This window comes from Streptomyces sp. NBC_00224, assembly GCF_041435195.1.
Classification (GTDB): domain Bacteria; phylum Actinomycetota; class Actinomycetes; order Streptomycetales; family Streptomycetaceae; genus Streptomyces.
The window spans coordinates 1,449,881-1,467,476 of record NZ_CP108106.1; the positions used below are offsets into that span (position 1 = coordinate 1,449,881).

The following is a 17,596-nucleotide window of genomic DNA, read 5'->3' on the forward strand; positions in this document are numbered from 1 at the left end:
CGCTCCCGCCGGTAGTTTTGTCGCCGCGGGCCGTCTTGGGCTGGTCGCGCCCACGCGGCGGAGCCGCACAATTACACAGCCCCGCGCCCCTGTAGGGCCTCCGGGAATGTCACGCGTACCGTCAGCCCGCCGCCCTCCCCATTCGCGTACGCCGCCGTCGTCCCCCCATGCGCGCGGGCGATCGCGGCGACGATGGACATGCCCAGACCGGCGCCCTCGCCCGGGGTGTGGCGGTGGCGCTGGGTGAGGCGGCGGAACGGCTCGAAGAGCAGATGGACCGTGTCCGGCGGGATCTCGGGGCCGGTGTTGGACACCGTGATGCCGTCGGGGCCGGTGCGGACCTCGACCCGGCCGTGCGGCACGTTGTGGCGGATGCCGTTGGCGACCAGGTTGTGCAGCAGCCGGTCCAGGAGCACCGCGTCCCCGGGCACGGTCAGGGGTCCGGCCGTGACCGTGACGGTGACGTCCCGCTCCCCGGCCTCCTCCGCCAGCGCGCCCACCGCCTCCCGGGCGACCTCGTGCACCGCCACCGGCTCCCGGCGCTCAAGGCCCTGCTCGGAGGCCGCGAGCAGCAGCAGCCCTTCGATGATCCGCTCGCTGTCGTCGGCGACCGCGATGAGCTTGGCGCGGATCCGCGCCACTTTCCGCGCGTCCGGCTCCCCCGCGAGCCCGATCTCCGCCGCCGCCCGCTGCACGGCCACCGGGGTGCGCAGCTCGTGGGCGGCGTTGGCGGCGAACCTCTGCTGGGCGGAGACGAGCTGCTCCATCCGCCCCAGCATCCCGTCGAAGGTGTCCGCGAGCTGCTTGAGCTCCCCCGGCGGCGCCTCCAGGGCGATCCGCTCATGCAGGTTCTGGCCGGACAGGCGCCGCGCGGTCTCGGTGATCACGGCGACCGGGCGCAGCACCCGGCCCGCCATCCACCAGGCCAGCGCGATGGAGAGCACCGCGTAGGCGCAGAGCACGATCACCGAGACGGCGAGCAGCCGGTTGAGGGCGGCGTCCTCGGCCGCGTCGCTGAGCGTCCGGGTGACCGCGAGGCCTTGGACGACGCCCGGCGGCAGCGGGGACGGGCTCGCGGGTGCGGCGCTCTGCCGGGGGATGACGGTGGGGAGGTCCTTCAGTTCCTTGGCGGGGACGGCGGTCGTCACGGCCGAACTGATCGAGGTGTAGAGACCCTGCTGGACCAGCAGGTACACCACCGCCGTGAGCAGGGCGCCCGCCAGGACGAGGAGTCCGCCGTACAGGGCGGTCAGCCGGGCGCGTTCGGACTTCATGCGCCGATCCGGTAGCCCGCGCCCGGCACCGTCTCCACCACGGGCGGCTCGCCCAGTTTGGCGCGGAGCTTGCTGAGGGTGACGCGTACGGCGTTGGTGCGGTAGCTGGTGTGCTCCTCCCACACCTGCTCGATGAGGTCCTCGCCGCTGACCACCGCGCCCTCGGCCCGCAGCAGCGCCTCAAGCACCGCGAACTCCTTGCGCGACAGGTGCAGATGGCGTCCGTCCCTGGTGGCCTGGCGGCGGGCGGTGTCCAGGACGATCCCGGCGCGCTCCAGGACGGGCGGCAGCGCGGGCCGGGCACGGCGGCCGAGCGCGAGAACGCGGGCGAGGAGTTCGTCGTACGCGAAGGGCTTGGCGAGGTAGTCGTCGGCGCCCAGGCCCAGGCCGTCGACCCGGTCGCGCACGGTCCCGGCGGCCGTCAGCATCAGGACCCGCGTCAGCAGCCGCCGCTCGACCACGTGACGGCACACCTCGTCGCCGTGCAGGCCGGGCAGATCGCGGTCGAGGACCATCACGTCGTACGCGCCGAAGGCCAGTTTGCGCAGCGCCTCCGGGCCGTCCGGGGCCACGTCGACGGCGAGGGCGTCACGGCGCAGCCCCTCGGCGATCATCTCCGCCAGGAATTCCTCGTCCTCCACCACCAGTACGCGCATGCCCCCTGTGTATACGAAGAGCACCTTTCGCCGTTGTTAACGCATCCGCTGAGAGAAACGAAACACCCCCTCGCGGCAGGCTCCCGGCCATGACGACTTCGCAGCGACACCTCGGCAGGATCATGGCGCTCACGGCCCTCTCCGCTCTCGCGCTCGTCGCCACCGGCTGCTCGGGCGACAAGGGCTCGGACGCCGGGAACGACAGCGTGAGCGACGCGGGCAAGAAGGCGGACCAGGCCTTGGAGCACCGCAAGTGCCTGCGCGAGCAGGGGCTGAACGTCCCCGAGCCCAAGCCCGGCCAGGACGACCGCGCCATGAGCATCTCCGGCGACGGCATGACGAAGGAGAAGATGGAGAAGGCGCTGAAGGCGTGCGCGGGCAAGGGCGGCTCGGGCAGCGGCAAGGGCCCCACCCAGGCGGACAAGGACAAGATGCTCAAGTACGCCCAGTGCATGCGCAAGAACGGCTTCAACATGCCCGACCCGAAGTTCGACGGCGGGATGATGTCGGCGCAGCGCATCCCCGAGGGCGCCGAGAAGCAGAAGTTCGACAAGGCGAACAAGGCGTGCGAGAGCGTCAACCGATGAGCCGCCGCCGACTGGCCGTCGCGCTCACCACGATCGTCCTGGTCGCCGGGGGCGGCGTCGCCGTCACCGCCCTCGGCACCCCCGAGCACAAGAAGTCCGAGGACCGCTCCGGGCTCCCGCCCGCCACCGCCCCGATCACCCGCGGCGACCTCAGCGACAGCTCGCAGCAGGACGGCACGCTCGGCTTCCTCGGCGAGCGCCGGATCAACGCGGGCGCCACCGGCACCCTCAACTGGATCGCGGGTACGGGTGCGACCGTGCGGCGCGACGGACGCCTCTACGAGGTGGACGGCAAGCCGGTGCGGCTGATGTACGGCTCGGAGCCGATGTACCGGACGCTGAAGAGCGGCGACAAGGGCAAGGACGTGCGCCAGGTCGAGGAGAACCTGGCCGCGCTCGGCTACACCGGCTTCACCGTCGACGACGAGTACAGCTCGGCCACCGCCGCCGCGGTCAAGCGCTGGCAGAAGTCGCACGACCTGAAGCAGACGGGGCAAATCGGACCCGACCAGATCGCCTTCGCGGGCAGCGCCCTGCGGATCAAGGAGGCGGGCGCCGCGGCCGGCGACCCGGTGGGCCCCGGCAAACCGGTGCTCACGATCACCGGCTCGGAGCGGGTCGTACGGTTCAAGGTGCCGGTCGCGGACGCCAAGTTGGCGAAGAGCGGCACGAAGGTTTCCGTACAGCTGCCGGACGGCACCCGGGCGCCGGGCAGGGTGAGCGGGGTCGGCAGGACCGCGAAGCCCGGTGACGACGCCCAGGACAAGACCCCGAAGATCGAGATCACGGTCTCCTTCGACGACCCGGAGAAGGTCGACGGCTTCGACCAGGCGCCCGTCACGGTCGAGCTGACCGGCGAGACGAAGAAGGGCGTCCTGTCCGTGCCGGTCAACGCGCTGCTCGCGCTGCCCGGCGGGGGCTTCGGGGTCCAGGTGGTGGAGAACGGCGCCGCCCGCGAGGTCGCGGTCGAGCTCGGCATGTTCGGGCAGGGGCGCGTGGAGGTCAGCGGCGGCGGGCTGCGCGAGGGAATGAAGGTCGGGGTGCCGTCCGTATGAGCACGGTCGCCATGAGCACGGTCGTCCGGCTGACGGGCGTCACCAAGGAGTACGCGGGCGGCGTCCGGGCCCTCGACGGGGTCGATCTCACCATCGGGCAGGGCGAGTTGCTGGCGATCGCCGGTCCGTCCGGCTCCGGCAAGTCCACCCTGCTGCACATCGTCGGCACCCTGGACCGGCCCTCCGCGGGCACGGTGGAGATCGCGGGCCACGACGTGGCCTCGCTCAGCGACCGGCGGCTGTCCGCCCTGCGCTCGCAGCACATCGGCTTCGTCTTCCAGGCGTTCCATCTGGTGCCGGGCGTCAGCGCCCGGGACAACGTGGCCGAGGGACTCCTCTACTCCGGGCTCCCGCGCGCCCGGCGCCGCTCCCTGGCCGCCGACGCGCTCGCCCGCGTGGGCCTCGCGGACCGGATGAAGCACCGTCCGCACGAGCTGTCCGGCGGGCAGAAGCAGCGCGTCGCCATCGCCCGGGCCGTCGTGGGCGAGCCCGATCTGCTGCTCGCGGACGAGCCGACCGGGGCGCTGGACTCGGCGTCCGGGGAAGCCGTGATGGAGCTCCTGCACGATCTGAACCGGGAGGGGGCGACCATCGCCGTCATCACCCACGACACCGAGATAGCGGCGGGGCTCCCCCGCCAGGTGCGCATCCGCGACGGGCGCGTGGTCGCGGACACCGCACGGGGAAAGGTCGCGGCGTGATGGCTCCTGCTCGTACGGAAGACACTTCGCGCACCCGGCTCAAGGCAGCCCGGCTCAGCCCCCGGGACGTCCTGCACGTCGGTTCGGCCGGGCTGCGCAGCCGTCCGGTGCGGGTGGTGCTCTCGGCCCTCGGGATCGCCATCGGCATCGCGACGATGATCGCCGTGGTCGGTATCTCGGCCTCCAGCCAGGCGCAGTTGATGCGCCAGTTGGACGCGCTCGGCACCAACATGCTGGTGGCGAAGCCGGGCGAGAGCATGTTCAGCGGGCAGGAGGTGAAGCTGCCCAAGGACGCGCCGGGCATGGTGGGCCGCATCGACGGCGTCCAGGAGGTCGGCGCCACCGGCGACCTCAAGCAGTCCGTGCGGCGCACCGAGAAGATCCCCAAGGACGAGACCGGCGGGATCGCCGTCAAGGCGGGCACCGAACGGCTCCTTCAGGTCCTGCGCGGCAAGGTCGCCTCCGGGACCTGGCTGAACGCCGCCAACGGCCGCTACCCGTCCGTGGTGCTCGGCCATGTCGCCGCCGACCGGCTCGGCGTCACCGGGCCGGGGCAGCAGGTGTGGATCGGCGAGCGCTACTTCACGGTCGTCGGCGTCCTCGGCCCGATGCCGCTGGCGCCCGAGATCGAGCGGTCGGCGCTGGTCGGCTGGGCGGCGGCGCAGCAGCTGCTCGGTTTCGACGGACACCCCACGGCCGTGTACGAGCGGTCCACGGACGCCTCCGTGCGCCAGGTGCAGAAGCTGCTCGCCCCGACGGTCGACCCGCGCAACCCGCAGAACGTCGCCGTGAGCGACCCGTCGGCGGCGCTCCAGGCGAAGGCGGCCACCGAGGGCGCGCTGTCCACGCTGCTGCTCGGCCTGGGCGGGATCGCGCTCCTGGTGGGCGGGGTCGGGGTCGCCAACACCATGATCATCTCGGTGCTTGAGCGCCGTCACGAGATCGGGCTGCGCCGCTCGCTCGGCGCCACCCGGGGCCAGATCCGCGTCCAGTTCGTCGCGGAGTCGCTGATGCTCTCGGGCCTGGGCGGGCTCGCGGGCATCGGCCTGGGCGCGGCGGCGACCGGCGTGTACGCCTCCTCGGGCGGACTGCCGTGGGTGGTCCCGCTGTGGGCGGTCGGCGGCGGCTTCGGCGCGACCTTGGTGATCGGCACGGTCGCGGGCCTGTATCCGGCGGTACGGGCGGCACGGCTCTCCCCCACGCTGGCGCTGCACGCGGCGTAGGGAGGGAGGCGGTGGGTGGGCGGCGGGTCGTCGTGGGGGACGACCCGCCGCCCATCGCCGCATCGGGTCAGAACGGCTTGGTCGGCAGGTACTTGCCGTCCAGCGTGATCACCGCGCGCTCGCCGCCCTCGGGGTCGGCGACCTTCTTCACGTCCAGCTTGAAGTTGATCGCGGAGATGATGCCGTCACCGAGCTCCTCGTGGACCAGGGCCTTCAGCGTGGTGCCGTAGACCTGGAGCATCTCGTAGAAGCGGTAGATGGTCGGGTCGGTGGGGATACCGCCGGGGATGGAGCCGCGGGTCGGGATGGTCCGCAGCGTCATGGCGTCATCGGCGTCCAGGTCCAGGAGCTCGGCCACGGCCTCGGCCGAGGCCGTGGGCAGCGGGTGCTGGCCGAGGACCGCGGCGGTGACGAAGGCGACCGACAGGCCCGCGACGTCGGCTATCTGCTGCCAGGACAGGTCCTTGCGGATCTTGGCGTCGACGGCCTTGGCGGCCAGGGCCTGACGAGCGGTGTTGTCGAACTGGGCGTGCACCATGGGAAAGAGCTCCTTTTCGAGCGGGTGAAACGGTGGGAGGAGGGGGGTCAGGCCGCGGCGGCGAAGGGGTTCACGACGTCGAGCTGCTCGACGGCGCCGGTGGCGATGTCGTAGCACCAGCCGTGCAGTGCGACCGTGCCCTGCGTCAGGGCACGGGCCACCGACGGGTGGGTGACCAGGTTCGCCAGCTGGGCGCGGACGTTGTTCCGCACGAGGGCGTCGACCCCGGCCGTGGTGGTGCGGGCCCGCGCGGCGTCCGCGTGACGCAGCCAGTCGGCGGTCGTCGGCAGGGCGCCCATGTCGTGGCTCTCGGCCAGGGCGGTCATCGCGCCGCAGGCGGAGTGGCCGCAGATGACGATGTCGGTGACACCCAGGGCGGCGACCGCGTACTCGATGCTGGCCGCGACGCCGTCGATGCCCGGTGTGTAGGCGGGGACGAGGTTTCCGGCGGTGCGGATGACGAACAGCTCGCCCGGCTCGCTGCCGGTGATCAGCTCCGGGACCACACGGGCGTCGGAGCAGCTGATGAACAGCGTCGAGGGCCGGTGGGTGGTCGCCAGGTGTGCGAAGAGCTCCGCCTTGGCCGGGAAGACGTCCCGGCGGAACCGCGCGACGCCCTCGGTGAGGTCTTGCATGTCACTCCCTTCGGTGGCTGTCGGCCCCGTGGGGCTGACGAGATCCACCATGCATGACCTGCCTCTATAGTGTCCAAGACGTGCTATCCATGTCTGCTATTGGTCTCATCTATAGTTGGAGCATGGCTCCGGAACTGCGTCATCTGCGCTATCTGCTCGCCGTCGCCGAGCAGGGCAACTTCACCCGTGCCGCCGAGGAGCTGCGCATCTCCCAGCCCACGCTCTCCCAGCAGGTCAAACAGCTCGAACGCACGGTGGGGGCGCAGCTCCTGGACCGCACCGGCCGGACCGTACGGCTGACCGACGCGGGCGAGACCTACGTCCACTACGCCCGCCGCGCGCTGCGGGAGCTGGCCGCCGCCGAGCGCGCCGTCCTCGACGTGGCCGACCTTTCGCGCGGCAGCCTGCGCCTGGCCGTGACACCGACGTTCACCGCGTATCTCACCGGCCCCCTCGTCGCGGAGCTCCACGCCCGCCACCCCGGAATCACCCTGGACGTCAAGGAGCTGGCGCAGGACCGCATCGAGGCCGGTCTGCTGGCCGACGAGCTCGACCTCGGCATCGCCTTCCACCGGCCCCATCTGCCGGGCATCGCCGCGACACCCCTGTTCACCGAGACCCTGACCCTCGTCGTGGCCACCGGCGCCGCCCCCTCCGGGCCGCTCTCCGTCCGCGACCTGGAACACCGCCAACTCGCCCTGTTGAGCGGTGACTTCGCCACCCGTGGCCACATCGATGCCTACCTCGCCGCGCACCGGGTGCGGCCGCATATCGCGGTGGAGGCCAACTCCCTCCAGGCCCTCACGGAGATCGTCCAGCGCACCCCGCTGGCCACCGTCCTGCCCGACGCGGTCACGCACGACCACCCGCGGCTGCACCCGGTCCCGCTCGAACCGGCCCTGCCCGCTCGTACGGTGACCCTCCTGCGGCGGGAGAGCGCGTACGAGAGCGCCGCCGCCCGCGCCTTCACCCGCCTCACCCGCCGGCTCGTACGCGACCGCGACTACCCGCCCGCCTGAGAACGGGCGCTCACAGCCCGGGCGCGCCCCACACCGGGAACCAGCGGGCGAGGTCCTGCTCGATGCGCAGGTCGTCCGCGAGCACCGCCTTGATCCGCAGCTCCAGCGCACTGTCGCGCTTCTCGCCGGGCAGCGGGGCGAAGGGGTAGAACGTGCCGCGCTTGTAGAGGTACACCAGCGCGAGCGCGTGCCCGCCGTCGTCCTGGAAACCGACCAGGGAGCACAGCAGTTGGGGGCCGAAGCCGCTCTCCTGGAGGGCGGTGTTCACCGCGTGCAGATCCCCGGCGAGCGCGGCCGACTCGGCGGGCCCGCGCCTCGACAGGAGCCAGGTGTAGCCGTACTCGTCACGGCTGAACTCCACCGGGCTGCCGCCCCGTTCGGCGTCCGCGTTGAGCAGCTCCTCGACGTCCTTCCGGATCCGGGTGAAGGCCCCGCCCTCGACCGTGGTGAAGCAGACCGAGCCCCGTCCGGTCGGGGTGAATCCGGCCGCCGCCTCCAGGGTGACGGCCGCCGACGGCACCGCGAAGAGCCGGTCGAGGTCGGGGGCGACGGGCTTGGTCCGCCCGAGCAGGATGTCCAGGAAGCCCATGCGGATCAGTCACTCCGTCCTGTGCGGGCTCTCGTCGTACGGTCGGGGGCGCGCGGGGCCGCTCATGCCGGGCGGCCCAGCTCCGCCGAGATCCTGGCCAGCCCGTCGAGGCGCTGCTCCAGGGTGGGGTGGGTGGACAGGAGCCGCGAGAGTGTGGCGCCGGCACCGAGGGCGGGCACGAAGTAGAAGGCGTTGAAGGCACTGGCCGTGCGCAGGTCCTTGCTGGGGATGCGGGCGATGTCGCCGTCCAGCTTGGTCAGCGCCGAGGCGAGCGCGGAGGGGCGGCCGGTGAGCAGGGCGGCCGCGCGGTCGGCGGCCAGCTCCCGGTAGCGGGACAGGGCCCGGATCAGCAGGAAGCTCAGCGCGTACACCGCCGCCGAGACCGCCATGACGACCATCAGGATCGCGAAGGTGTTCTGGTCGCCGCGGCGGCGGCCGCCGAACATCTGGGAGTAGAAGGCGAAGCGGACGATCAGCCCGGCGATGACGCCCAGGAACGAGGCGACGGTGATCACGGCGACGTCGCGGTGGGCCACGTGCGAGAGCTCGTGGGCCAGCACGCCCTCCAGCTCCTCCGGCTCCAGGCGCCTGAGCAGTCCGGTGGTGACGCAGACGACGGCGTGGTCGGCGTTGCGCCCGGTGGCGAAGGCGTTGGGCAGATCGGTGTCGGCGAGGGCGACCCGGGGCACGGGCATGTCCGCCGTGGCGCACAACCGGTCGATGACACCGTGCAGTTGGGGCTGTTCCTCGCGGGTGACGAGGCGGCCGTGCATGGCGTAGAGGGCGATGCGGTCGGAGAACCAGTACTGCCCGAGCAGCAGGGCCGCGGCGATGACGACGACCAGCACCGTCGACTTCAGCAGGACGAGCAGCGCGGCCACGAACCCCACGTACAGCAGGCCGAGCAGAAAAAGGGTGACCAGCATGCGCGCGGTCAGCTGCCGGTCGGGCTGGAAACGGCCGATCATGATGTCTCCCCGGGGCCCGGGTCCTTGGGTTCTCACTCTCCACCATGCCACTTACGGCGGCCGTAAAGGGGCGTTGTGAGCGGAGCCGGCCAGGTCGAGGATTGAGGACCGTCCACCGACCAGGCCCATCGACCGACCGTGGAAAGGCCGCCCCATGACCCAGGCATTCGGTTTCTACCAGAACGAGATCTACTTCGAGGGGCTCGGCGGCGTGGTGCCGCGCTTCCCGTTCACGTACGAGGAGCTGGAGTCCCGCGCCGAGGCCGCACTCGGGCCGTCCCTGTGGTCGTACGTGGCGGGCGGCGCGGGCGACGAGCGCACCCAGCGGGCCAACGCGTCGGCCTTCGAGCGCTGGGGGCTGTACCCGAGGATGTTCGTCGGGGCCGCGCGGCGCGACCTGTCCGTCGAGCTGTTCGGGACGACCTTGCCGTCGCCGCTGTTCATGGCGCCGATCGGGGTCATCGGGCTGTGCGCCCAGGACGGGCACGGCGATCTGGCGACGGCCCGCGCGGCCGCCCGCACCGGCGTCCCGATGGTCGCCTCGACGCTGACCGTCGACCCTCTGGAGGAGGTCGCCGCCGAGTTCGGCTCGACGCCGGGCTTCTTCCAGCTGTACACCCCCACCGACCGCGAGCTGGCCGAGAGCCTGGTGCGGCGCGCCGAGAAGGCCGGGTTCAAGGCCATCGTCGTCACCCTCGACACCTGGGTCACGGGGTGGCGCCCGCGCGATCTGAGCACCGCCAACTTCCCCCAGCTGCGCGGCCACTGCCTGGCCAACTACACCTCCGACCCGGTCTTCCGGGCCGCCCTGGACCGTACCCCTGAGGAGGACCCGCGGGCCGCCGCCGGGCGCTGGGCGCAGATCTTCGGCAACCCGCTCACCTGGGACGATCTGCCCTGGCTGCGGTCGCTCACCGAGCTGCCGCTGATCGTGAAGGGCATCTGCCACCCGGAGGACGTCCGGCGCGCCAGGGACGGCGGCGTGGACGGCATCTACTGCTCCAACCACGGCGGCCGCCAGGCCAACGGCGGGCTGCCCGCCCTCGACGCGCTGCCCGGCGTGGTCGAGGCGGCCGACGGCCTGCCGGTCCTGTTCGACTCCGGCGTCCGCACCGGGACGGACATCGTGAAGGCCATCGCCCTGGGCGCCACGGCCGTCGGCGTCGGCCGCCCCTACGCGTACGGACTCGCTGTGGGCGGTACGGACGGCCTCGTCCACGTCCTGCGCTCGCTGCTCGCCGAGGCCGATCTGCTGATGGCGGTGGACGGCTATCCCGCCCTCGCCGACCTCACACCCGAATCCCTCCGGCGCGTCCTCTGACCCGCCCCGCTCGCGCGGCCGCACGCCGGCTCAGGGAGCTGCCTGAGCCGGCTCGCCATGGTCCGCGGTGGGTCAGCGCGCCGACGCCGTCACGCCGACGGCTTCCAGCCTGGCCGGATCGGCCCGCAGGATGGCTTCCTGGGTCAGCCGCAGCGGCGGGCCCGGTTCGACGCCCAGCTCCTCGCGGATGACCTGGCGCGCGCTGCGGTAGACGCCCAGGGCGTCGCCCTGGCGGCCCACCCGATACAGGGCAGCCATCAGCTGCCGGTAGAAGGGCTCGCGCAGCGGGTGCTGGACGACGAGTCCCTTCAGCTCCTCTATCACGGCGTGATGGCGGCCGAGCGCCAGGGCGGATTCAATATTCAGCTCGATGCAATTCAGCCGTTTTTCGTCCTCCACGGCGGCGAACGAGCTGATCTCCGAGGACCCCGACATCCCGTCCAGAACCGGCCCCCGCCACATGGCGAGGGCATTTCTCAGACACTCGGACGCGGCCGGGTAGTCGGCCGCCAGGTAACGGGCCCGGCCGCTTTCATAGAGTCTCTCGAACGTCCGGACATCGAGTTGGTTCTGACTGACGTCGAGAATGTAACCCGGGGAAACAGTGACGATCGGCGAGGCCCGGCCGGGTGTGCCGAGCAGCTTGCGCAGCTGTGACACATAGACCCGCAGGCTCGCCGCCGCACACCGCGGTGGATGCTGTTCCCAGAGCTCCGCCATGAGTTTGTCGCCCGGTACCGTCTCCCCTGCCCGGATCGTCAGCAGGGCGAGCAGCTTGGCGATCTTCGGTGGCGCCGGCGTCAGATCGACGTCGCCGCAGGTCACCCGGAGCCGCCCCAGTACTTCGTAGCGCAGCGGATGACTCGATTGTGCATAGGACAGGGACACGTGACGCAACCCCCTTGAATGCATGCCAGGCATTCAACTAGTACGGATCTCCCCGTTCACCCGGGCCCGCGCGCCCCAGGTGCACGCGATTGCCGATAAACATCGTAGTCGAGCAGTCGTTACGTAACCATTAAAAGGGCGCTAACACCTGGAGCGCAGCACCCAGGGGCCATTTCGGCCACCAATCAGCGGGAATTCGATTATTAATTCCGGGTGCCGTATACAGAGCGCCCGAGGCGGGCGGCCCCGGGTGTCCCCCGGGGCCGCCCGCCTCGGGCGTGCGTGTGCGAACGGTCAGACGGACGGCGCGGGTTCGGGCTCCTGGGCCTTGGGCTCCGCCGTCTCGGCGAGCCAGGAGAAGACCCGGTCGTGGAAGAGGGTCATGGAGCCGGAGTGGCAGTGGGCTCCCCCGCCCTCGTCCGAGGTGAAGACATGCAGGGTCTTGGGGGAGTTGAGGCCCGTGTACACCTTCTTCGCGTGTTCCAGACCGGCGAAGAACATGTCCTCCTCGGCGTCCAGCACCAGGACCGGACAGCGCACCTGCCCGACCACGTCCGCGAGGCCGAACGCGGGCATCCGGCGCAGCAGTTCGGACGGGCTCTGGACCCCGAACGTCCACATCGCCTGCCGCAGCAGCCAGCGCGTGAAGGTCTGCTGGACGGCGATCCCGTACATCACGGGGTTGGCGAAGTCGTCGCAGCCCTGCTCCACCCACTCGTGGACGAACGGCGGCAGCCACACCACGTCCCCCAGCTGCCAGACCGCGTCATGCGCGACGCACCCCGCGAGCCGGTGCTCGAACGCGGCGGCCCGGACCGCGAGCAGCCCGCCGAGGCTGGTCCCCACCAGCGTGACGCGCTCGGGGTCCACCCCCGGCTGCGCCAGCGCGAAGTCCACCACGGGCGTGACCACCTCCTCCCAGTCCGGCCGGAAGGTGAGCCCCTGCTCGCGCAGCACCGAGCCCTGCCCCGGCCCCTCGAAGCAGAGGACGTGGTAGCCGCGCGCCTGGGCGGCGGCCGCGATGAAGAAGTAGCCCTCCTCAAGCGTGGAGTCGATGCCGCCGTGGTGGATCAGGGTCGGGCGCGGCCCCGCGGAGTCGTCCGCGCGGTAGAAGTACCCCGGCAGCGAACCGTCCCCGTACGGGATGCGGACGAACTCCGGCGGGCGTTCCATGAGCCCGGCCGCCTCGGCGAAGGTCTCCTTGGAGAGCCGCATCAGCCGCGCCGCCTCGGGGTCGTGCAGCGGGTCGTCGCGCAGGAAGAACTCGGCGGTGCGGTAGTACGTGTGGGCGCGCAGCAGGGCGCCCCGGGCGTCGAGGGTGCGGCGCTGGGCGAGCGCGGCCGCGGCGAGGCCGTGGACGCGCTCGGCCAGCGCGGTCCACTCGCGCCGCCAGGCGTCCGTGTCGCCGCCGGGGATGCGCGAGGCGACGGCGATGATCTCGCCGAGCTGGGCCCCGCCGAAGTCGGCGTAGCCGGCCGCCCGTAAGGCCTGGTAGTCGAAGGCTGGGTCGTCGAAGAGGAACTTCATGGTTGCGGCTCCTGGGTGGGGAGGTGGTTCGGTGCCCGTCCATGCGGCGGACGGGCGGATGGCGCTGCGCTCGCGCGCGGCCGACCAGTGCGTGCGCCCGGCGCCCGGTTTCCCGTTCCGGTGGGCGCGGGCCGTCTACCGGGGTGCGGGGTGGGTCCGGGTGCCGTCGAGGAAGGTGTCCACGATCGCCTCCGCGAACGCGGCGGACTCCACCGGGCGCTGACGAAGGATCAGCCGCGCGAGCATCGGCCCCGTCAGCAGCTCGATGGCCTGGTCGACGTCGAGGCCGGGGCGCAGCTCTCCGCTGTCCAGCCCGTCGCGCAGCACCTGCCGCATGGCGTCCCTCCGTGCGGCGACCGCGGTGTCCTCGTACGCCTCCACCAGCTGCGGCCGGTGCACCGCCTCGCCGAGGAGGCCGGCGAGCAGGCGGTGCAGATTGGTGTCCTGGCCGCGGTGGCGGATCTGGTCGACCAGGTCCACCAGACGCTCCCGCAGAGGGAGTCCGTCCGAGGGGGCGACGGGGACGTCGAGGCTGCTCAGGGCAGCGAGCACCAGCTCTTCCTTGTTGCGCCAGCGGCGGTAGATGGTGGCGCGGGCGACTCCGGCCCGCTGGGCCACCAGGTCCATCGACAGCGCGCTGAAGCTGCACCCCTCGCCCAGCAGGCCCAGGGTGCTCTCCAGGATCGCCCGGTCGGCCGCGGGGTCGCGCTGGCGCCCGCCGCGGGCGGCGCGCTGCGCGGGCGGCGCGGGGGCGGGCCCGTCCCCGGTCGCGGAGACGGGCCGGAGGCCGGCGGGCGCGGCGCCCTCGGCCTCCGGTGGAACGGGTGGTGGCATGCTCAGACCTCCGAGGAGTGGTGGACCCTGGCCGCTTCGTCCGCACCGGCGGGTTCGTCGGGCGTACGGGCGGGCAGCAGGAGCAGGCTGACGAGGGCGCCGAGGAAGGTGACCCCGGCGGCGACCAGTGCGGTGAGGTGCATCGCGGAGACGAACGAGTCGACGGCGTGGCCCGCGAGCCCGGCGCCGCGCGGGCCGAGCGCGTCGGCCACGGCGAGGCTGCTCTGCACGGACTCCCCTGCCTTGTCGCGCAGTTGGCCCGGCACGGCTCCCAGGTGGTCCGACATCCGCGAGCGGTACGCGGTGGACAGGACCGAGCCGAGGACGGCGACGCCCAGCGCCCCGCCCACCTGACGGAAGGTGGTGTTGACGGCCGAGCCGGTGCCCGCGCGCCGGCGGGGCAGGGCCGACATGACGGCGGCCGTGGCGGGCGGCATCACACAGGCGATGCCCACGCCCAGGACGAAGAAGACGGATTCGAGGAGCCACAGCGAGGTGTGCTCGTCGACGGTGGCGACGACGACGAACGCCAGGGTGGTCAGCAGCATCCCGGTGGTGCACACCGGGCGGACCCCGATCCGCTTGGCCGCGAGCGTGGCGGGCGGCGAGAACGCCAACTGGGCCACGGCCAGCGGCAGCAGACAGTACCCGGCCTGCAGGGGCGTCCAGCCGCGCACGCTCTGCAGATAGAAGACCAGGAAGAAGGTGGCGCCGAGCAGCGCGAAGAACACCAGGCCGATCACGGTCACGGCGGCCGAGAAACGCGGGACGCGGAACAGCGCGATGTCGAGGGCCGGGCGCTCGGCCCGCCGTTCCCAGCCGACGAAGGCCGCCAGCACGACGAGCCCGCCGAGCATCGTCCCCCACACCCGGCCCGCCGCCCAGTCGTCCGACTCGCCGCCCTGGATCACCCCGTACACCAGCAGGGTCAGACCCGCCACGGACAGGGCGACGCCCACCGGGTCGAAGCCGCCGCGCCCGGGGTCCCTGGACTCCGGCACGACGACCAGCGCGGCGACGGTGCCGATCACGACGATCGGGATGTTGATGAGGAAGACCGAGCCCCACCAGAAGTGCTCCAGGAGCGCGCCGCCGGTGATGGGGCCGACGGCGACCGCCAGACCGGCCGCGCCGGCCCAGATGCCGACGGCCTTGGCGTGTTCGGCGGGCGGGAAGACGTTCATGATGATCGCCAGGGTCGCGGGCATCACCAGCGCGCCGCCGACGCCGAGTCCGGCGCGCGCGGCGATCAGTTCGCCGGCGCTGCCCGCGTACGCGGACCAGAGCGAGGCGCCGCCGAAGACGACGAGCCCGGTCACGAGCGTACGTTTGCGTCCCCAGCGGTCGGCCAGCACTCCGGTGCTGAACAGGAGGGCCGCGAAGACCAGCGTGTACGAGTCCACCGACCACTGCAGCGCGCTGGAGGAGGCGCCCAGGCCCTGTGGTGCGGGCTCGGCGAGCGTCTTGAGCGCGACGTTCAGGATCGATGTGTCGAGGACCACGAGCAGGAGGCTCACCACGAGCACGCCCAGTACCCACCAGCGGTGGGCGGCCGCCTGGTCCTGCTCGGCATTGCGATGTTCGAGCTGAGTGGTCACGGGTGCCGCTCCTCGGAAGGAAGAGGGTGTTGCGTGAACTGCCGTCTGTGGCTGTGCGGTTCACGACGCTAGACCCGTCCACCAATCGAGTCAATGCCGTATCGAAACAGTGCTGACTCACATCCCGGCGGCGGCAGGAGAGCGCGAGAGCCTGCGGCACTGGGTGCCAACTTCTCCTCCCTACACGTGTGAACGCCCCCCGTACTCCCCCTCTCCACCGCACCCTGCGGGAAGACCCGAAGCTGCGACGTGCACCTCAAGGCTGCCTTTACACGTCCTTTTCACTTCCCGCCAACGATGGGTCAGCAGATGGCACTTGGTGCCGCGCCAGCCCGAACAGAGCGACAGGGGAAGAGATGCACAGGACGTTGACCGAGGCCGTACGCGCCGGAGCCGAGCAGCACCCCGACCGGCTCGCCTTCGTGTACCTGCACGAGGACGGCCGGACCATGCGGCCCGAGGAGCTCACCTACGCGGAGCTGGACCGCCGCGCCCGGCTGATCGCCACCCGGCTGCGCCAGGAGTCACTGGGCGACCCGACCCGCCCGGTGCTGCTGCTCTACCCGCCCACGCTCGACTTCGTCACCGCGTTCCTCGGCTGCTTCTACGCCGGGCGCACGGCCATCCCGGCCCCGCTGCCGGACGAGCCGGGCGAGCGTCTCGCCCGGGTCAGCGGCATCCTGCGGGACGCCTCGGTGGGCGCCGTCCTGACGCTGCCCGAGCACCGCCAGTCCCTCGCCGCCTGGCTGGCCGCCGCCGGGGAGCAGGACGTGGTGTGCCTGGCGCCCGAGGACGACGGCGAGGACCCCGCGCTGTGGTTCCCGCCGCAGGTCCGCGCCGACGACATCGCCTTCCTCCAGTACAGCTCGGGCTCCACCAGCCAGCCCAAGGGCGTCATGGTCACGCACGCCAACCTGGCCGCCAACCAGGAGGCCATCCACCACGCCATGCTGACCGAGCCCGGCGTCGTCACCGGCAGCTGGCTGCCGCTCTACCACGACATGGGCCTCATCGGGATGACCCTGCACCCGCTGTGGATGGGCGGCACGAGCGTCCAGATGTCGCCCATCTCCTTCATCAAGCAGCCGCACCGCTGGCTGCGGATGATCCACGACTACCGCGTCGAGGGCACCGCCTCGCCCGACTTCGGGTACGAGCTGTGCGCCCGCCGCACCACCGACGAGCAGGCCGAAGGGCTCGACCTGTCCAGCCTGCGGGTGGCGCTGAACGGGGCCGAGCCGGTGCGCGCCGCCACCATCCGTACCTTCAACGCGCGCTTCGCCGCCTACGGGCTGCGCCCCGAGGCGCTGTTCCCGAGCTACGGGCTCGCCGAGAACACCCTGGTGGCCTCCGGCGGCGACACCACCGCCCCGCACGTCGAACTGGCCGTCGACGCCCACCTCCTGGAGCAGCACGAGCTGCGGCCCGCCCGGGCCGACCGTGCGTCCAGGACCCTGGTCGGCTGCGGCGCGCCGGCCGGGAGCGAGGTGCTCGTGGTCGACCCCATGACACGCCAGGCGCTGGCGGACGGCCAGGTCGGCGAGATCTGGCTGCGCGGCCCATCGGTGGCGCGCGGCTACTGGAACCGCCCGGAGGCCACCGACGAGACCTTCCGCGCCGAGACCGCCGACGGCCGCACCGGCTATCTGCGCACCGGCGACCTCGGCGGCCTGGTCGGCGGGGAGCTGTTCGTCACCGGCCGCATCAAGGAGATGCTCATCCACCACGGCCGCAACCTCTACCCGCAGGACATCGAGCAGGCCGTGCAGGACTCGGGGCCCGCCCTGCGGCGCGGCGGCGGGGCGGTGTTCACCGTCGGGGACGAGGAGGGCGACCGCTCGCACGTCGTGGTGGTGCAGGAGGTCCGCCCGAACCAGCAGGGCGAAGCCGATCTGCCCGCCCTCGCCGCCTCGGTCCAGACCGTGCTCAGCCGCAGGTTCCAACTCCCCGCCGCCAGTGTGGTCCTGGTGCGCCCCGGCGCGGTCCGCAAGACCACCAGCGGCAAGACACAGCGCACCCTGATGCGCCGGCTGTTCCTCGACGGCGCGCTGTCCGTACTCCACCAGCGCCTGGAACGGCCGGTCGCGGAGCTCGTCGCCCGCCCGGCCGAGACCGCCGAGCACTCCGCTCCACTGGCCGCCCCCGGCCGCTGAGCCCGCCCGGTCCACCGAGCGCCGCCCCCA

Annotated in this window: 17 protein-coding genes; 7 read left to right on the forward strand and 10 right to left on the reverse strand. The window is 72.2% G+C overall.

Annotated elements, in window-relative coordinates:
• Positions 1 to 71 precede the first annotated feature (71 nt).
• Both OG965_RS06470 and OG965_RS06475 read right to left on the reverse strand, forming a co-directional pair.
• On the reverse strand, positions 72 to 1,274 hold the full coding sequence (locus OG965_RS06470) for an ATP-binding protein (protein ID WP_371650046.1): 1,203 nt from the start codon (positions 1,272 to 1,274) through the stop codon (positions 72 to 74).
• The gene (locus OG965_RS06475; RefSeq protein ID WP_371650049.1) at positions 1,271 to 1,930 is read right to left on the reverse strand and encodes a response regulator transcription factor; all 660 of its coding nucleotides are present in this window, start codon (positions 1,928 to 1,930) and stop codon (positions 1,271 to 1,273) included. The genes OG965_RS06470 and OG965_RS06475 overlap by 4 nt, the downstream gene beginning before the upstream one ends.
• A gap of 89 nt (positions 1,931 to 2,019) precedes the next feature.
• Here OG965_RS06475 and OG965_RS06480 point away from each other — a divergent pair, with 89 nt between their 5' ends.
• The 4 genes from OG965_RS06480 to OG965_RS06495 are packed head-to-tail and all read left to right on the forward strand — an operon-like array spanning position 2,020 to position 5,496.
• Positions 2,020 to 2,517, forward strand: a complete 498-nt coding sequence (locus tag OG965_RS06480) for a hypothetical protein (RefSeq protein WP_371650051.1) — start codon at positions 2,020 to 2,022, stop codon at positions 2,515 to 2,517.
• The gene (locus tag OG965_RS06485; protein ID WP_371650053.1) at positions 2,514 to 3,572 is read left to right on the forward strand and encodes an efflux RND transporter periplasmic adaptor subunit; all 1,059 of its coding nucleotides are present in this window, start codon (positions 2,514 to 2,516) and stop codon (positions 3,570 to 3,572) included. The genes OG965_RS06480 and OG965_RS06485 overlap by 4 nt, the downstream gene beginning before the upstream one ends.
• Positions 3,569 to 4,273, forward strand: coding sequence for an ABC transporter ATP-binding protein (locus OG965_RS06490; RefSeq protein WP_371650055.1), 705 nt, complete (start codon positions 3,569 to 3,571; stop codon positions 4,271 to 4,273). The genes OG965_RS06485 and OG965_RS06490 overlap by 4 nt, the downstream gene beginning before the upstream one ends.
• Positions 4,273 to 5,496 carry an ABC transporter permease gene (locus OG965_RS06495; protein WP_371656862.1) on the forward strand — a complete coding sequence of 408 codons (1,224 nt, stop codon included), beginning with the start codon at positions 4,273 to 4,275 and terminating at the stop codon, positions 5,494 to 5,496. The genes OG965_RS06490 and OG965_RS06495 overlap by 1 nt, the downstream gene beginning before the upstream one ends.
• Positions 5,497 to 5,563: 67 nt before the next feature.
• On the opposite strand, the gene cynS is transcribed toward OG965_RS06495, so the two are convergent.
• Together cynS and OG965_RS06505 are read right to left on the reverse strand one after the other, a co-directional pair.
• Entirely contained in the window at positions 5,564 to 6,034 is a 471-nt protein-coding gene (cynS, locus tag OG965_RS06500; protein WP_371650057.1) for a cyanase, read from the reverse strand.
• Between the two features lie 47 nt (positions 6,035 to 6,081).
• The gene (locus OG965_RS06505; protein WP_371650059.1) at positions 6,082 to 6,669 is read right to left on the reverse strand and encodes a carbonic anhydrase; all 588 of its coding nucleotides are present in this window, start codon (positions 6,667 to 6,669) and stop codon (positions 6,082 to 6,084) included.
• Between the two features lie 122 nt (positions 6,670 to 6,791).
• On the opposite strand from OG965_RS06505, the gene cynR reads away from it, so the two are divergent.
• Positions 6,792 to 7,688, forward strand: a complete 897-nt coding sequence (gene cynR / locus OG965_RS06510; RefSeq protein WP_371650061.1) for a transcriptional regulator CynR — start codon at positions 6,792 to 6,794, stop codon at positions 7,686 to 7,688.
• A gap of 10 nt (positions 7,689 to 7,698) precedes the next feature.
• Here the strand turns inward: cynR and OG965_RS06515 are convergent, their stop codons facing one another.
• Together OG965_RS06515 and htpX are read right to left on the reverse strand one after the other, a co-directional pair.
• On the reverse strand, positions 7,699 to 8,277 hold the full coding sequence (locus OG965_RS06515; protein ID WP_371650063.1) for a hypothetical protein: 579 nt from the start codon (positions 8,275 to 8,277) through the stop codon (positions 7,699 to 7,701).
• Positions 8,278 to 8,339: 62 nt separating this feature from the next.
• Entirely contained in the window at positions 8,340 to 9,245 is a 906-nt protein-coding gene (gene htpX / locus OG965_RS06520; RefSeq protein WP_371650065.1) for a zinc metalloprotease HtpX, read from the reverse strand.
• 154 nt (positions 9,246 to 9,399) lie between these two features.
• Here htpX and OG965_RS06525 point away from each other — a divergent pair, with 154 nt between their 5' ends.
• Positions 9,400 to 10,566: an alpha-hydroxy-acid oxidizing protein gene (locus tag OG965_RS06525; RefSeq protein ID WP_371650067.1), complete on the forward strand. Its 1,167-nt coding sequence runs from the start codon at positions 9,400 to 9,402 to the stop codon at positions 10,564 to 10,566.
• A gap of 72 nt (positions 10,567 to 10,638) precedes the next feature.
• Here the strand turns inward: OG965_RS06525 and OG965_RS06530 are convergent, their stop codons facing one another.
• The 4 genes from OG965_RS06530 to OG965_RS06545 all read right to left on the reverse strand — a co-directional run bounded on the left by OG965_RS06530 (position 10,639) and on the right by OG965_RS06545 (position 15,413).
• Positions 10,639 to 11,454, reverse strand: a complete 816-nt coding sequence (locus tag OG965_RS06530; protein ID WP_371650069.1) for a BTAD domain-containing putative transcriptional regulator — start codon at positions 11,452 to 11,454, stop codon at positions 10,639 to 10,641.
• Positions 11,455 to 11,748: 294 nt separating this feature from the next.
• A complete protein-coding gene (locus OG965_RS06535) occupies positions 11,749 to 12,981 on the reverse strand; it encodes an alpha/beta hydrolase family protein (protein ID WP_371650071.1) in 1,233 nt (410 codons plus the stop codon).
• Positions 12,982 to 13,116: 135 nt separating this feature from the next.
• Complete coding sequence (locus OG965_RS06540) at positions 13,117 to 13,815, reverse strand: TetR/AcrR family transcriptional regulator (protein ID WP_371650073.1); 699 nt, start codon at positions 13,813 to 13,815, stop codon at positions 13,117 to 13,119.
• A gap of 2 nt (positions 13,816 to 13,817) precedes the next feature.
• Positions 13,818 to 15,413, reverse strand: a complete 1,596-nt coding sequence (locus OG965_RS06545; protein ID WP_371650076.1) for a DHA2 family efflux MFS transporter permease subunit — start codon at positions 15,411 to 15,413, stop codon at positions 13,818 to 13,820.
• Between the two features lie 356 nt (positions 15,414 to 15,769).
• On the opposite strand from OG965_RS06545, the gene OG965_RS06550 reads away from it, so the two are divergent.
• Positions 15,770 to 17,566 carry a fatty acyl-AMP ligase gene (locus tag OG965_RS06550; protein ID WP_371650078.1) on the forward strand — a complete coding sequence of 599 codons (1,797 nt, stop codon included), beginning with the start codon at positions 15,770 to 15,772 and terminating at the stop codon, positions 17,564 to 17,566.
• Positions 17,567 to 17,596: the final 30 nt, after the last annotated feature.

Excerpts from the sequence above, each read along its gene's own strand:
- cynR (WP_371650061.1), top strand. The coding sequence starts at position 6,792 with ATGGCTCCGGAACTGCGTCATCTGCGCTATCTGCTCGCCGTCGCCGAG.
- htpX (WP_371650065.1), bottom strand. The coding sequence starts at position 9,245 with ATGATCGGCCGTTTCCAGCCCGACCGGCAGCTGACCGCGCGCATGCTG.
- OG965_RS06470 (WP_371650046.1), bottom strand. The coding sequence starts at position 1,274 with ATGAAGTCCGAACGCGCCCGGCTGACCGCCCTGTACGGCGGACTCCTC.
- OG965_RS06535 (WP_371650071.1), bottom strand. The coding sequence starts at position 12,981 with ATGAAGTTCCTCTTCGACGACCCAGCCTTCGACTACCAGGCCTTACGG.
- OG965_RS06505 (WP_371650059.1), bottom strand. The coding sequence starts at position 6,669 with ATGCAAGACCTCACCGAGGGCGTCGCGCGGTTCCGCCGGGACGTCTTC.
- OG965_RS06480 (WP_371650051.1), top strand. The coding sequence starts at position 2,020 with ATGACGACTTCGCAGCGACACCTCGGCAGGATCATGGCGCTCACGGCC.
- OG965_RS06525 (WP_371650067.1), top strand. The coding sequence starts at position 9,400 with ATGACCCAGGCATTCGGTTTCTACCAGAACGAGATCTACTTCGAGGGG.
- OG965_RS06495 (WP_371656862.1), top strand. The coding sequence starts at position 4,273 with ATGGCTCCTGCTCGTACGGAAGACACTTCGCGCACCCGGCTCAAGGCA.
- cynS (WP_371650057.1), bottom strand. The coding sequence starts at position 6,034 with ATGGTGCACGCCCAGTTCGACAACACCGCTCGTCAGGCCCTGGCCGCC.
- OG965_RS06515 (WP_371650063.1), bottom strand. The coding sequence starts at position 8,277 with ATGGGCTTCCTGGACATCCTGCTCGGGCGGACCAAGCCCGTCGCCCCC.
- OG965_RS06540 (WP_371650073.1), bottom strand. The coding sequence starts at position 13,815 with ATGCCACCACCCGTTCCACCGGAGGCCGAGGGCGCCGCGCCCGCCGGC.
- OG965_RS06475 (WP_371650049.1), bottom strand. The coding sequence starts at position 1,930 with ATGCGCGTACTGGTGGTGGAGGACGAGGAATTCCTGGCGGAGATGATC.
- OG965_RS06490 (WP_371650055.1), top strand. The coding sequence starts at position 3,569 with ATGAGCACGGTCGCCATGAGCACGGTCGTCCGGCTGACGGGCGTCACC.
- OG965_RS06485 (WP_371650053.1), top strand. The coding sequence starts at position 2,514 with ATGAGCCGCCGCCGACTGGCCGTCGCGCTCACCACGATCGTCCTGGTC.
- OG965_RS06550 (WP_371650078.1), top strand. The coding sequence starts at position 15,770 with ATGCACAGGACGTTGACCGAGGCCGTACGCGCCGGAGCCGAGCAGCAC.